The 13,335-nt window shown below is 61.7% G+C and carries 13 protein-coding genes; 4 read left to right on the forward strand and 9 right to left on the reverse strand.

The features are described from left to right. Window positions 1–89: 89 nt before the first annotated feature. Both NKJ15_RS05745 and NKJ15_RS05750 read left to right on the forward strand, forming a co-directional pair. Complete coding sequence (locus NKJ15_RS05745; RefSeq protein WP_352814524.1) at window positions 90–470, forward strand: hypothetical protein; 381 nt, start codon at window positions 90–92, stop codon at window positions 468–470. Then, a complete protein-coding gene (locus NKJ15_RS05750) occupies window positions 467–1,171 on the forward strand; it encodes a DUF4760 domain-containing protein (protein WP_352814526.1) in 705 nt (234 codons plus the stop codon). The genes NKJ15_RS05745 and NKJ15_RS05750 overlap by 4 nt, the downstream gene beginning before the upstream one ends. 84 nt (window positions 1,172–1,255) lie before the next feature. Here the strand turns inward: NKJ15_RS05750 and NKJ15_RS05755 are convergent, their stop codons facing one another. Next, window positions 1,256–2,338 carry a trypsin-like serine peptidase gene (locus tag NKJ15_RS05755; protein ID WP_352474872.1) on the reverse strand — a complete coding sequence of 361 codons (1,083 nt, stop codon included), beginning with the start codon at window positions 2,336–2,338 and terminating at the stop codon, window positions 1,256–1,258. Window positions 2,339–2,728: 390 nt separating this feature from the next. On the opposite strand from NKJ15_RS05755, the gene NKJ15_RS05760 reads away from it, so the two are divergent. Further along, entirely contained in the window at window positions 2,729–3,817 is a 1,089-nt protein-coding gene (locus tag NKJ15_RS05760; protein WP_352474873.1) for a S1 family serine peptidase, read from the forward strand. Between the two features lie 91 nt (window positions 3,818–3,908). Here NKJ15_RS05760 and NKJ15_RS05765 read toward each other — a convergent pair whose 3' ends face one another. Then, window positions 3,909–4,259, reverse strand: a complete 351-nt coding sequence (locus NKJ15_RS05765) for a hypothetical protein (protein WP_352814528.1) — start codon at window positions 4,257–4,259, stop codon at window positions 3,909–3,911. A gap of 180 nt (window positions 4,260–4,439) precedes the next feature. On the opposite strand from NKJ15_RS05765, the gene NKJ15_RS05770 reads away from it, so the two are divergent. After that, complete coding sequence (locus NKJ15_RS05770; RefSeq protein ID WP_352502631.1) at window positions 4,440–4,736, forward strand: DUF2934 domain-containing protein; 297 nt, start codon at window positions 4,440–4,442, stop codon at window positions 4,734–4,736. Window positions 4,737–5,766: 1,030 nt separating this feature from the next. Here NKJ15_RS05770 and mgrA read toward each other — a convergent pair. The 7 genes from mgrA to NKJ15_RS05805 form a co-directional block, all read right to left on the reverse strand. Continuing rightward, window positions 5,767–6,813, reverse strand: coding sequence for an L-glyceraldehyde 3-phosphate reductase (mgrA, locus tag NKJ15_RS05775; RefSeq protein WP_352502630.1), 1,047 nt, complete (start codon window positions 6,811–6,813; stop codon window positions 5,767–5,769). A 127-nt stretch (window positions 6,814–6,940) separates the two neighbouring features. Then, window positions 6,941–8,089 (reverse strand): Gfo/Idh/MocA family protein, encoded by a 1,149-nt coding sequence (locus NKJ15_RS05780; RefSeq protein WP_352814530.1) that lies wholly within the window; start codon window positions 8,087–8,089, stop codon window positions 6,941–6,943. 12 nt (window positions 8,090–8,101) lie between these two features. Further along, the gene (locus NKJ15_RS05785; protein ID WP_352814532.1) at window positions 8,102–8,848 is read right to left on the reverse strand and encodes a sugar phosphate isomerase/epimerase family protein; all 747 of its coding nucleotides are present in this window, start codon (window positions 8,846–8,848) and stop codon (window positions 8,102–8,104) included. A gap of 87 nt (window positions 8,849–8,935) precedes the next feature. Further along, a complete protein-coding gene (locus tag NKJ15_RS05790) occupies window positions 8,936–10,048 on the reverse strand; it encodes an ABC transporter ATP-binding protein (RefSeq protein ID WP_352448362.1) in 1,113 nt (370 codons plus the stop codon). A gap of 5 nt (window positions 10,049–10,053) precedes the next feature. Continuing rightward, complete coding sequence (locus tag NKJ15_RS05795) at window positions 10,054–10,983, reverse strand: carbohydrate ABC transporter permease (protein WP_023675222.1); 930 nt, start codon at window positions 10,981–10,983, stop codon at window positions 10,054–10,056. Further along, a complete protein-coding gene (locus tag NKJ15_RS05800; RefSeq protein WP_352448363.1) occupies window positions 10,976–11,869 on the reverse strand; it encodes a carbohydrate ABC transporter permease in 894 nt (297 codons plus the stop codon). The genes NKJ15_RS05795 and NKJ15_RS05800 overlap by 8 nt, the downstream gene beginning before the upstream one ends. 107 nt (window positions 11,870–11,976) lie before the next feature. Then, window positions 11,977–13,215, reverse strand: coding sequence for an ABC transporter substrate-binding protein (locus tag NKJ15_RS05805; RefSeq protein ID WP_352814534.1), 1,239 nt, complete (start codon window positions 13,213–13,215; stop codon window positions 11,977–11,979). Between the last annotated feature and the right edge of the window lie 120 nt (window positions 13,216–13,335).

Genomic DNA, 13,335 nt, shown 5'->3' on the forward strand with positions numbered 1-13,335 from the left:
GCCCGGCCGGGCCTCTTGCCTAATCGGCTGATAATGAACATTCTTCGACCACCGCTGTCGGCGGCCGAACGGAACGGGTGAGGGCGTTCGTGAACAGGATCGTATTTTCGTGGCGCGCAACAACCGCCGGCCTTGTCGCCGGGCTGTTGCTGGCCGCCAATGCTTCGGCGGACGAGGCTTGCGGCCTCTGCGCCAAGGAGGTCGTCATCAATTCCGAACTGGCGAGCTGCTTTCTCGACCAGTACGACCGGATCGCCAAAACCGGCAACACCGCCGTTGTCGTCGATCTCAGCAGCTGCGCCTCGCGCGGCGTGGTCGAGCCGTTGCCGTCGCCGGGCAAGGCGCAGGTGGCGCCTGACCTGCAGTTCATCGTTTCGCGCACGCAGCTGGATTGCCTGAAGAAGAAGCTGGAGACGCCGGGCATCGTGCTCGACCCGTCCGCCACCATAGAACTGGACAGCTGCGGATGACGAAAGCGGGGGGCAACGCAACGCAGCAGGCAGTGACGGCGCCGGTACCGCAAAAGAAGCCGGTGTCGCTGCCGGAAACCGTCGAAGGCCTGCCGTGGGTGAGCAATCACGAGGTCAAGAAGGAGGCGAACCCATTCACCGATCGCGACTGGCGCATGCTCGTCTATGCCTGGTCCGGATTGCTGGTGCGCCTGGCGATCATCTTCACCTTGATCTTTTCGGTCTACCAGTTCCTGGCGAACCAGGAGCAGAAGCGCGTCGAGCAGACGATGTCGCTGGTCGAGCTCTGGGAAAGCAAGGATTACCAGCAGGCGCAACGGGCCCTCAAGCAACGCCTGGCGGCGCTCAACGCCAAATACGGCAATCTGCTCAGTGCCAATCCGACGCCGACCGAGGAACAGGTGTTCAGACAGCGCATCGGCATCGAAGCGATGAGCGCTACCGGCGGCGACATGCCGCTTGCCGACTTCAGCGACAATTTCGACCGCGTCGTCTATTTCCTCAACCGCCTTTCCTTCTGCGTCGAAGGCAGGCTGTGCTCGCGCGACGTCGCCGACTCCTATTTCCGCGACTATGCCGCTTCCTTCTGGAGCTATTTTGCCGGCTATATCGATAAGGAGCGCAAGGCCGGTTCACCGACTTTCGCCCAGCCGATCGAGAACTATGTGCGCCAGGCGCCACCCTCGGCCCAGTCCAGATAATTCCCGAAAATGCGAAAGCCGGCGACGGAAATGCTCCGCCGCCGGCCGGTTTTCCGCGACGATCGCGGCGGAAACTCTGCAGGCCTATTTGTACAGGCTGTTGATCCACTGGACGTTGATGGCGTTCAGACGCACGGCGGTATTGGCATCCGGGCTCTCGGCCACGTTCACGCCGGTGATGACGCGCTGCTTGGAGCCATTGTCATAGGCATAGACCGAGCTGCCGCTCGACCCGGGATAGGTGTCGCAGTCGTACTGGAAATACTCGGTGGCGATGTTTTCGGCGTGCACTTCGCAGGTCGCCTTCCACATCGTGCCCATCGGCTTGTCGCCGGGATAGCCGATGATGTTGGCGGTGAAATCGCCGAGGTCGTCATAATTGGCATAGCCGAGCCAGCCGAGGTTGGTGCCGACATCCTGCTTCAGGGTGACGATGCCGAGATCCCACGGCACGACCGAGCCGTAAAAGCCCTGGTAATTGTCGATGAAGCCCTGGATGACATAAGCGCTTTCATAGGTGAAGGCGCCGAACGGCGCGTCGTCGGCAGTCTTGCCGTTGAGAGCCGGCACGAACAGGATATCGTCGAGCCAGGCCTTGTCCTCGTGGCTGTAGAGGCAGTGCGCCGCGGTGAGCACCGTGCGCGGGCCGATCAGCGTCGCCGAGCAGCTGCCATAGCTGCCGCTCTTCGATTTGCCTTCGAGATAGCCGATCGCGGTGAACGGGTAGGTTTTGGTATTCTTGATCTGCTCGCGGTCGTCCGTGCCGAACACCTGACGGCCGGCCTCTTCGCCTCCGCTCAGTCCGGAATTGTCGGACTTCTGCCCGTCGGCGGGCGCGTTCATGTCCTTGATGACAAGGTCCTTCAGCGTCTCGTTCGGGTCAATCTTGATGTCCTTGCCATCGGCGGAGCGGCCGACGATGCCATAGGATTTGACGGCCGTTGCTTCGTCGGTGAGCGGCGCGGCGCGGTTGGCCTCGTCGTCGGTCAGTTTCGGCGGGGCGATTGGTTTCGCCCGGCCGGGCTTGTAATCGCCCGATGTTACATCCCGCATGCTTTCGCCGTTGCCGGCATTGGCGGAACCTGGATCGGCAGCCAAGGCAGGAACCGCCCACATTGCGGTGGAAAGCAACGCGGAGGCAATAATGCTATGTGTCAGTTTTGTCATGGTGAGACTCTCCCAAAAGTCAGCAAGGACTGGATCAAGATACAGAAATATTGTCGAGATCGTGGTGGCGCAAAAAAATGAAATTGGTTACCGGTGCCTTTACCGGGCCATTATTCAGTGCAGCCAGTTTAGGTCCCCGCCAAAAATGCCTGCAACGGTATACTGCCTAAAATAATCCAACATTGGCAACGACAAATTGCTTCCACATAGCCCGTGGGGGGCTATAGGATTTTGGGCGGGTTGGCTCGACAGCACGACTAGCAGAAATGGTGCTCGGCTTTGTGACGGATCGTGCTTCGCCGTGGAGCATGATCTCACCGGCCGGTTCCATTTCAGTGGACCATGCGTCGGCGACTGACCTGTCGGGAACATCGTCTCAGGGGGTTCGAGGTGAAGATCATCCATAGGTTCAGACCGATTGCCGCCGCCGCGCTGCTCGGCATCGCGGCGGCCTTGCCGGCCGTCAAATCCGTTCATGCCACGGACGCGGCCGCTCGGCCGGAGGCGGCGATCTCGCCGATGAAACGCGTGGCCGAGGCCAGGGCCAAGGCCAGGGCGGAGAACCCCGACGGCGCCGATCGCGTCTACGGCGGCAAAGAGGCCGAGAAGGGCGCTTACCCGTTCCAGGTGGCATTGCTGACCACCGGCAAACTGGACAAAAGCCCGGCCTCGCAGGCGAATGCGCAGTTCTGCGGCGGCAGCCTGATCGCGCCGCAATGGGTGCTGACGGCGGCGCACTGCCTCAATGACGACGGCGAGCCGATTTCGCCTGATGTGGTCACCGTGCTCACCGGCGCCACCGATCTGAGCGAGGGCAAGCGCTACAAGGCGGTGGAGATCATCGTCAACGAGGGCTACAGCGAGCAGACGCTGGACAACGATCTCGGCTTGATCCGGCTGGCCGCGCCGGCCGATGCCCCGACCATCAAAATTGCCCGTGAGCCGACACCAGACGCCGGCAAGACGACGGTCACCGGCTGGGGCAAGATGCAGGACGGAACGTTTCCCACCGCACTGATGGTCGCCGACCTGGACCTCCAGCCGAACGCAACCTGCAACAGCGGCATCAAGGCGATTTATGCGCATGATTTGAAGGCAGCGCTCGGCGAACTCGCCCGCCGCATGCGTTATTCGGAAAGGGGCATCGAGGCGGCCGCCAACGCGATTGCGGCCGATATGGCCGATCCACTGACCGGCAACATGATCTGCGCCGGCACGGCCAGCGGCGAGCGCGACGCCTGCAATGGCGACAGCGGCGGACCGCTGTTCGTGACCGGCGCCGATGGTCCGGTGCAGGTCGGCGTCGTCAGCTGGGGCGAAGGTCCGGCCGACGGCGGTACCGCCTGCGGCCACAAGAACGCCTACGGCATCTACACGCGGCTGGCCAATTACACCGGCTGGATCGAGGAGAAGATGAAGACGGCGGCGCCCGCAGCGCCCAAAGCCCTCGGCACGGCGCAGAAGCCCGCCACGCCCTGACCGGTGTCATTGCTGAACCAATGAACAGCGGGAGCAATCCCTCTGTTTCTGTCCCAAAACCCGGTTCTGTCCCAAAAACCTGGGGTCGGGACTAGAACCAGCGATCGCGGCGCTGATCTGTGGCGGCCAGGGTGAGGCCGAGTAGCGCCCCTACGGCCGCTCCGAGGATGAATGCCGACGATATTGTGCCGGGATTCTCCTGGACCACCCCCGACACCGTCTGCGCCCTGTTGCGCAGGGCTTGTGCTGTCCGAGAGGCGCGCTCGGCAGCGTTGTCATACCAGCCGCCGGCGTCTTCGATCGCCTCTTCCGCGCGTTCGGCCAAGGTCCGATTGATCTTGCTGATCTCGCGCCTCAGCTGCGCGACCTGCTTCTCCAGGGCTTCCTGAGCTTCGCGTTGACTCATCTTGGGTGCTGCGGATTCGTTTGGTTCGTCGGCCATGGTAATCTCCTTTGCTCAGGTGAGGATCAACGGCGTGCCCGCTGTGCAGGTTCCTCCGCAAAACGATTCTGTCCGGTGTTTGTTCGTTGGAAGCGCGGCTCTGCCTGCAAAATCGGCTTGAACATAGGATCGTTCCGGCGCTCCCCGCGTTGGTGAAAACGCCACAAGGGAGGAACCGTCATGGACAATGACCGGCATGAAAAGATTCGGCAGCGAGCCTATGAAATCTGGATGCGCGAGGGCCGCCCGGATGGCGCGCATGAGCGTCATTGGCAGCAGGCGAAGCAAGAGCTTGGCCTCGACGACGCGGACGGTCCGGCGGGAACGATCGCCAGCTCCGACGTTCTGACGGTCGAGGCACTGGCGATGCGCACCGGGATAACCGGTGATCAGGCGCAAGAGCTGATCGACAGGCTGGGCAACGACAGGGCGACGCTCGAGCAAGCCGCGCGGAACCTCAAGGCAGCCGAAAGTTAGCCGCTGGCTGTCGAGGTCGAAGACGGCTGCCAACTGAAGTGGCAAATCTGACCCCGCGCACGCGAGTTGCCGGACTTATTGTATCCCACGGCATCATCGCCGCGTCCGCATGCGCCGACCGCGGTCGGCGCCAGGACGCTGGCCTATGATGCCGAAATAAATTTTGATAAGGATTGCAGATGTACTGGAGAGTAGAGGAAGATGTATTGAGGTACCGTCCACCTCTTGTCGGCAGTGCGCGATGTCGGGTTGGACCCTGTGCGCGCGGGACTGGTGAGGCAGGCGGCCGATTGGCCTGGTCAAGCGCCCGGGCGCATCTGACGGATCAACTCGACGGCGTTGTGGATCTGAGACCGATGAAGGACCGGCTGCCATCGTCGACGGGCTGTTCGATTTGCTCGACACGGATGTCGCGGCTCAAAAAGGTGCACCGTCACCGTAATTAAATTTCACCAGTTACCGGGCGGACTGTACTGAATGATAGCGATCTTGCCTACTATGCTGTAGATCCATTCAATTCATTGAGGTTTCCGTAATGAGTAATCGGATATCGTGGATTGAGAATACCGAAGTAACTTTGATTAGAATCGAATTGTATTCGGTTGTGATTGAAGCTTTGTCCTTAGACATGGGAGATAGGATATCGATAGATATAAATAGCGATTTTAAAATCTATATTTCAGATGAGCTCTCAAAGTACGATGTCGTAAAACACAACGGATCACTTCCAATTCTTTGGAAATTAATAGGTATGAGCATAGTTTCCGTAAAATTCGATCAAGACGCCCTCGAAATAGAGCTCAACGACGGCGTACGCATCTCTGTCGAACTAGAAATTGGAAAGTTGGAGCAAGTTAGCTTTCGCCGCACAAAGCCAGATACACTCGAACACCTTCCCTGAAGCCCGGCAGAAATTACGGTGACAGTGCACTCTTTACTATGTTCGCCCGGCTGTCGTTGTGTAGATTGACCGCGTGGCTCAAATGCTCGCATCGTCGTTCCCGGTCTGAGTCGTGGATGCCGTCATCGCCTACTTCCTCGGCGGCCCCTTGCGCTCGGCCGATGCCGCCCAGAGATTGATGTCCGACTCGCGGGCAAAGGTGTCGATCTCGGCGAGCTCGGCATCGCTGAAGTCGAGCGCCTTCAGCGCGCCGACGCAATCCTCGACCTGTTCCGGCCGGCTGGCGCCGATCAGCGCCGACGTCACCCTGCCCCGGCGCAGCACCCAGGCCAGCGCCATCTGCGCCAGCGTCTGGCCGCGGCGACGGGCGATGACGTTCAGCGCCTCGATATTGGTGATCGACTTGTCGTTGATGAATGCCGGGCGCAGCGACTTGCCCTGGCTGGCGCGGCTGCCGTCGGGGATGCCGCCGAGATATTTGTCGGTCAGCATGCCTTGCGCCAGCGGCGAGAACACGATCGAGCCGACACCGAGCCCCTCCAGCGTATCGAGCAGGCCATCATCCTCGACCCAGCGGTTGAGCATCGAATAGCTCGGCTGATGGATCACGCAAGGCGTGCCGAGCTGCTTCAATATGTCGGCGGCCTCGCGGGTGCGCTGCGAATTATACGAGGAAATGCCGGCATAGAGCGCCTTGCCCGAGCGCACCGCGTGATCGAGCGCGCCCATCGTTTCCTCCAGCGGGGTGTCGGGGTCGAAGCGGTGCGAATAGAAGATGTCGACATAGTCGAGCCCCATCCGCTTCAGGCTCTGGTCGAGGCTGGCCAGCACATATTTGCGGCCGCCCCACTCGCCATAAGGCCCTGCCCACATTTCGTAGCCGGCCTTGGTCGAAATGATCAGCTCGTCGCGATAACCGGCAAAGTCCGTCCGCAGGATCTCGCCGAACGCCCGCTCCGCCGAGCCGGGCGGCGGGCCGTAATTGTTGGCGAGGTCGAAATGCGTGATGCCGAGATCGAACGCCCTGCGCGTGATCGCCTGCTTGGTTCTATGCGACGTGTCGTCGCCGAAATTGTGCCACAGCCCAAGCGAGATCGCCGGCAGCTTCAGGCCGGACCGCCCGCAGCGATTGTAGACCATCTTGTCATAGCGGTTTTCGGCGGGGACATACGGCATGGGAAATCCTCAAATCGAAACGAGCCGACAGCTGCGCCGCAACAGTGGGGCAGTCGAGCTTGCCACCCTTAGCCTCTCCCCGCGCAAACGGGGAGAGGCTTTTTGCGGTGCTTGGGCGGCGCGCCGCCTACTTGGTTTTCTGCTTCGCCAGCAGCTCCTTCGCCGCCTTGACGCCGAGTGCCGCGGGCCGCTCGCAGCTGGTCTGCATGGCGACGAACTTTCCGGTCTCGCCCGAACGCAACAGGCCGGTCATGACGTCGACGGCATGCAGCGCCAGTTCCATCGAGCAGCGGTGCGGCCGACCTTCCCTGATCGCGATCGCCATGTCGGCCAAACCGGCGGTGCGGTAGTTGGCCATCATGCCTTGCGAATGCATCTCGTTGGGCACGCCGAACGGATGCGGCCATTTCGGCAGCTTCTTCACCAGCTTGGCGGCCTCGGTGAAACGCACGTCGCCGCCGAAGAAATTCGGATCCGGCACGAACACCGTGCCCGCCTCGCCATAGAGCTCCATGGGCGCGTGGCCGTGGCTCCAGACATCCCAGCTGGTGTTGAGCGTCACCACGGCGCCGTTCTCGAATTCCAGCACGCCGTGGATCGTCGTTGGCGTGGAGACCGGGATCTTTTCGCCGGCGCGCGGCTTCGAGCTGATGATGCGTTCCGTCATCGGGATCGAAGCAAAAGCCGCAACCCGCTTCACCGGCCCGATCAGCTGGATCAGGTTGGTGATGTAATAGGGTCCGATGTCGAGCACCGGCCCGGCGCCCGGCTGGAAGAAGAAGTCCGGATTGGGGTGCCAGTGCTCCATGCCATGGCTCATCACATGACAGGTGCCGCTGGTGATCCTGCCGAGCCTGCCGGTGTCGATCAGGTCGCGGACAAGCTGGTGCGCGCCGCCGAGGAAGGTGTCGGGCGCCGAACCGATGCGCAGCCCCTTGCTTTCCGCCCGTTTTTTCAGGTCGAGCCCTTCCTTGACCGACAGCACGAAGGGCTTCTCCGAATAGACGTGCTTGCCGGCGTCGAGGATCTGCTTCGAAACCTCGTAATGCACCGCCGGAATGGTCAGGTTGACGATGATGTCGATATCGTCGGCCTTGAGCAGCCCCTCGACGGTCTCGGCGCGCAGCTTGAACTCTTTTGCCCGCGCTTTCGCCGCTTCCATGTTGATGTCGGCGCAGGCGCGCATCTCGATGCCGCGAAACAGCGGCGCCAGCGAGAAATACGCCTTCGAGATGTTGCCGCAGCCGATGACGCCGATGCCAAGTTTTGTTGCCATGCTGATGTGCTCCTAATAGGTCTTGGCGGCTGCGATCGAGCGGCGGGCGAAGCGCTCGATATCATTGGGATTGTCCTGTTCCATGACGTAGTATATTGCGGCGCTTTTGGCGCGTAGCGCCTTGATCAGGCCGGGCCAGTCGATGGTGCCGTGGCCGACATCCGACCAGCCGTCCTCGTCGAGGCCCTCGCCCGGCCTGGCCAAGTCCTTGACGTGGACGGCGACGATGCGCTTGCCGTGCTTCTCGATCCAGGGCAGCGGATCGACGCCGCCGCGCACCACCCAGGCGACGTCCATCTCCCAGCCGATGTCGGGCGCGGAGGACAGGATATGGTCCTGCGGCACCGAACCGTCGGCAAGCGCCTTGAACTCGAAATCATGGTTGTGCCAGGCAAAGCCATAGCCGGCTTTCCTGGCCGTCTCGCCGACCCTGGCCAGGCGTTCGCCGAAACCGCGCCAGCCGGCTGTGTCGGCCGGCCTGAACTCGGCGTTCAGGAACGGGCAGATGAGCAGCGTGATGCCGAGCGCGTCGGCCGTCCTGCGCACGCCGTCGAAATCCTTCTCGAGCGCGTCGATCGAGAAATGCCCTGTCGGCATGGCGAGCCCGTTCTTGTCGAGCTCGGCACGGAACGCCTTGGGATCGTCATAGACGCCGCCGAACCCTTCGACTTGGCTGTAACCAAGCTCCCCCAGCATCTTGAGCACGCCCTCCCAGGGCTGGAAATTGCGGGCGCTGTAAAGTTGGAATGACCAGTTCATCGTCTCTGTCCGTTTTCTTGTGGATGGTTAGTTTTGGGGGGATGAGTCTTGCGGGAGTGGAAGAGTCTTGGGAGGCTAAATCATGCTCTAGAGGCGGTTACCTGTGGCGGCGTCGAAAAGCGAGGCGCGCATCGGGTCAAAACCGATGCCGACCGCCTCGGCGTTGTTTGGCGTGCGCTCGGCCGTCACCCGCACCGTGAAATTCTGGCCGGCGAGCTTCAGCCAGACCAGCGTGTCGGAACCCATGGGCTCGACGACCTCGACATTTGCCGTGGCTGCGAACGGCCATCCCGTGCCGCTGTTGAACGCCACGTGCTCGGGGCGGATGCCGAACACGGCCGGCCCTGGCACCGGGTCCTTCTCGAAAGCATAGGTGGCAAGCGGTATCCGCACATCCTCGGCGACGAAGTGCCAGTCGCCTGCCGCCTGCTCCAGTCTGCCGTCGAGGAAGTTCATTGCCGGCGAGCCCAGGAAGCCGGCGACAAACCGGTTGACCGGCCGGTTATAGATGGTCTGCGGCGCATCGAGCTGCTGGATGACGCCGCCCTTCATCACCGCGATACGGTCGGCCAGCGTCATCGCCTCGATCTGGTCGTGGGTGACGTAGATCATGGTGTTCTCGAGCTTGCGATGCAGCAGCTTGATCTCGACGCGCAATTCCGCGCGCAGCTTGGCGTCGAGGTTGGAGAGCGGTTCGTCGAACAGAAAGACATCGACGTCACGCACAAGTGCGCGCCCGATCGCCACGCGCTGGCGCTGGCCGCCGGACAGCGCCGCCGGCTTGCGATGCAAAAGCGGTTCGATCTGCAGGATCTCGGCGGCCCGGGCGATGCGCTTGGCGATCTCGTCCTTGGCGAGGCCGGCAACGCGCAGCCCGAACGACAGGTTCTTCTCCACCGTCATCTGCGGATAGAGCGCGTAGGACTGGAACACCATGCCGATGCCGCGATCCTTGGGCTCTTCCCAGGTGACGTTCTTGCCCTTGATGAAGATGCGGCCTTCGGAAACGTCGAGCAGCCCGGCAATGCAGTTGAGCAAGGTCGACTTGCCGCAGCCGGACGGGCCGAGCAGCACGATGAATTCGCCTTCGGCAACATCGAGGTTGAGCGTCTGCAGCACCGATATTGCACCGAAATTCAGCGACAGGTTCTGGATCGAGACGCTGGTGCCGTTTGCCGCAATGCTGCCGTTTGCGTTCATCGCCATCATCCTTTCACCGCGCCGGCGGCGATGCCGCGCACAAACAATTTTCCGGACAGGAAATAGACGATCAGCGGCACCAGGCCGGTCAGGATGGTGGCTGCCATGTTGACGTTGTATTCCTTCACGCCTTGCACCGAGTTGACGATGTTGTTGAGCTGCACCGTCATCGGATAGGTGTCGGGGCGGGTGTAGACGACGCCGAACAGGAAGTCGTTCCAGATGCCGGTCACCTGCAGGATGATGGCGACGACGAAGATCGGCAGCGACATCGGCAGCATGATGCGGAAATAAATGCCCCAGAAGCCGGCGCCGTCGACACGCGCTGCCCGGAACAGCTCCTCCGGCATGGAGGTAAAGTAGTTGCGGAACAACAGTGTGAGGATCGGCATGCCGAAGATGGAATGGACGATCACCAGGCCGCTGAGGCTGCCGTAAAGGCCGACTTCGCGCAGGATGATGACGATCGGATAGATCATCACCTGATAAGGGATGAAGGCGCCGACGATCAGGATGATGAAGAAAGTGTCGGCACCTTTGAAGCGCCAGTTGGCAAGCGCATAGCCGTTCACCGAGGCGAGCGCGATCGACAGGATCACCGACGGGATCGTGATGCGCACCGAATTCCAGAAGCCACGCGACAGCCCGTCGCAGTTGAGCCCGGTGCAGGCGCTCGACCAGGCCTTGACCCATGGCTCGAAGGTGATCTCCATCGGCGGCGAGAAGATGTTGCCGAGGCGTATCTCGGGCATGCCTTTGAGCGACGTCACCACCATCACATAGAGCGGCAAAAGATAGTAGAGCGCCACCACGATGAGCGTGCCGTAGAGGAAGATGTTGCGGCGCGAGAACATATGCCGCGGCTTCGGCCCGCTCGGCCCGTACGCTTCGAGCGTGCCGGGGCCGGCCGGCAAGGAAACGGTATGGTCAGACACGCTTCTTGCCTCCAAACTCGAGATAGGCCCACGGCACGATGACGATGATCACCGACAGCAGCATCATGGTCGAGGCGGCGAACCCCTGACCGAGGTTCTGGGCGAAGAACATGTAGTCATAGACATATTTGGCCGGGACTTCGGAGGCGATGCCGGGCCCGCCGCTGGTCTGGGCGACAACCAGGTCATAGATCTTGACGATACCGGCAGCGATGATGACAAGCGTGGTGATGAAGACCGGCCGCATCATCGGTATGATGATGAACAGATAGGTCTTCCAGGTCGGTATCCCGTCGACCCGCGCTGCCTTCCAGATATCCTCGTCGATCCCGCGCAGGCCGGCCAGCATCAGGCACATGATGAGCCCGGTGCCCTGCCAGAGAGCGGCGATCAATATGCCGTAGATGACGATGCTGGAATCATAGAGCGGATTGAAGCTGAAGCTCGTCCAGCCGAGGCTGCGCACCACTCCCTGGATCCCGAACTCGGGGTTGAGCAACCACTGCCAGACGAGGCCGGTGACGATGAAGGAGAGGGCGAAGGGATAGAGGAAAATGGTCCGGAACGTGTCCTCGAACCGGATCTTCTGGTCGAGCAGGGCGGCAAGCAGGAAGCCGATCACCAGCGAGAACAGCAGCGACAGCACGCCGTAGATCAGCAGGTTCTCGATCGAGACCAGCCAGCGCGGCACCGACCACAGCCGGTAGTACTGGTCGAGCCCGACGAAATTTAGCCGTGGCAGGAGCTTCGAACTGGTGAAGGAATAAAGCACCGTCCACGCGCTGCCGCCGACAAAGATCACCAGCGCTGTGAGGATCATTGGGATCGAGGCGATCTTCGCATTGAGGTTGCGAAAGAGTTGGCTAGGGCGTTCGCTCTTGCTCATCTGCACAGCCGCTTTGGATCGGGTAAGGGCCGGAGGGTCAAGAGGCCTTGACCCGAGCTCCCGACCCTGCGTTTGCAGGGGCGGGAGTGAGGCGGTCGGTCGATCGCTCAATCGGCCGAACCGACAATGGCGGCGAAGCGCTTCTGCGCATCTTCCACGGTCATGTCCTGCTTGGCGAAGAACTCGGAGAAAAGATCCTCCTTCTGCTTCTGGGTATCCTGCGAAAGCAGCTGGTCGGTCCAGGGCATGACATTGCCCTTGGCGAGAATTTCGAGCCCCTTCTTCATGCAGTCGTTCGCCGCCTTGAGGTCGACGTCGCCGCGTACCGGCAGCGAACCTTTCTTGAGATTGAAGGCGACCTGCGTCTTGGGATCGAGCAGCGTGTGGGCCAGCACTTCCTGTGCCTTCGATTTTTCGGGATCCTTCAGCAGCGGGAAGTAGAAAGCGTCGCCGCCGGTGGCGATCATCTCGTTGAGACCGAGGCCCGGAAGGCAAGTATAGTCCTTGCCGGCGACCTGACCGGCAACCTGGAACTCGCCCTGCGCCCAGTCACCCATGATCTGGCCGCCGGCCTTGCCGGTGATGACCAGATTGGTGGCCTGGTTCCAGTCCTGCACATTGGTGTTCTTGGCCATCTTGCGGGCGTCGTCCGCGGCCTTGAAGACCTTGGCGACCTCGGGCCCAGCGGCGAATTCCGCGTCCTTGTCCTTGTAGACCTTGAGGAAGGCGTCGGTGCCGCCGACCGCCGCAAGCAGCACGTCGAAAGCGCCGGAGGCCTGCCAGGGCTGGCCGCCGACCGCTAGCGGCTGGATGCCTGCCTTTTCAAGCGCGGGCGCCGCAGCGACATATTCATTCCAGTTCTTCGGCACCGGCACGCCGGCTTTTTCGAAGGCCGCGTTCGACAGCCACAGCCACTGCCAGGAGTGGATATTGACCGGCACGCAATAGATCTTGCCGTCGAGGGTACAGCCGTCGAGCAGGCTCTTCGGCTGCACGATTTCCGTCCACTTTTCCTTGGTGGCGAGATCGGTGAGGTCGCGCATCAGCCCGGCCTGCACCAATTCTTCCGCCTGCCGGCCGTGATTGAACTGGGTCGCGCCCATCGGGTCGCCGCCGGTGATGCGGCTGATCATGATCGGCCGCGCCGTGCCGCCGGAGCCGGCGATGGCGCCGTCAACCCAGTGATTGCCGGTTGCGTCGAAAGCCTTGGCGAGTTCGGCGACCGCTGCCGCCTCGCCGCCGGAGGTCCACCAATGGGTGACTTCCAGATCCGTCGCGGCCGCCGGGCCGGCAAATTGCAGCGCGGTCGTCACCGCCAGCGCGGCAGTCATGAGTTGGTATCGCATTTCGTTCCTCCCAGAATCTGAAACGTTACAGATTTTCGATACGGCAATTGCTTGAGGCGCGCAACCCCTCAGGCGAAGGTGGCATCAAGTTTTTTCGAAGCGCGAATAAAATCGCGCGGC

The sequence above is a fragment of the Mesorhizobium sp. M0207 genome, from assembly GCF_040321995.1.
Lineage (GTDB): Bacteria > Pseudomonadota > Alphaproteobacteria > Rhizobiales > Rhizobiaceae > Mesorhizobium.

Bases quoted from the DNA above. Each gene is read 5' to 3' on its own strand.
- NKJ15_RS05750 (WP_352814526.1), top strand. From the start codon at position 467: ATGACGAAAGCGGGGGGCAACGCAACGCAGCAGGCAGTGACGGCGCCG.
- NKJ15_RS05790 (WP_352448362.1), bottom strand. From the start codon at position 10,048: ATGAACGCAAACGGCAGCATTGCGGCAAACGGCACCAGCGTCTCGATC.
- NKJ15_RS05755 (WP_352474872.1), bottom strand. From the start codon at position 2,338: ATGACAAAACTGACACATAGCATTATTGCCTCCGCGTTGCTTTCCACC.
- NKJ15_RS05765 (WP_352814528.1), bottom strand. From the start codon at position 4,259: ATGGCCGACGAACCAAACGAATCCGCAGCACCCAAGATGAGTCAACGC.
- NKJ15_RS05770 (WP_352502631.1), top strand. From the start codon at position 4,440: ATGGACAATGACCGGCATGAAAAGATTCGGCAGCGAGCCTATGAAATC.
- NKJ15_RS05780 (WP_352814530.1), bottom strand. From the start codon at position 8,089: ATGGCAACAAAACTTGGCATCGGCGTCATCGGCTGCGGCAACATCTCG.
- NKJ15_RS05805 (WP_352814534.1), bottom strand. From the start codon at position 13,215: ATGCGATACCAACTCATGACTGCCGCGCTGGCGGTGACGACCGCGCTG.
- NKJ15_RS05800 (WP_352448363.1), bottom strand. From the start codon at position 11,869: ATGAGCAAGAGCGAACGCCCTAGCCAACTCTTTCGCAACCTCAATGCG.
- NKJ15_RS05785 (WP_352814532.1), bottom strand. From the start codon at position 8,848: ATGAACTGGTCATTCCAACTTTACAGCGCCCGCAATTTCCAGCCCTGG.
- mgrA (WP_352502630.1), bottom strand. From the start codon at position 6,813: ATGCCGTATGTCCCCGCCGAAAACCGCTATGACAAGATGGTCTACAAT.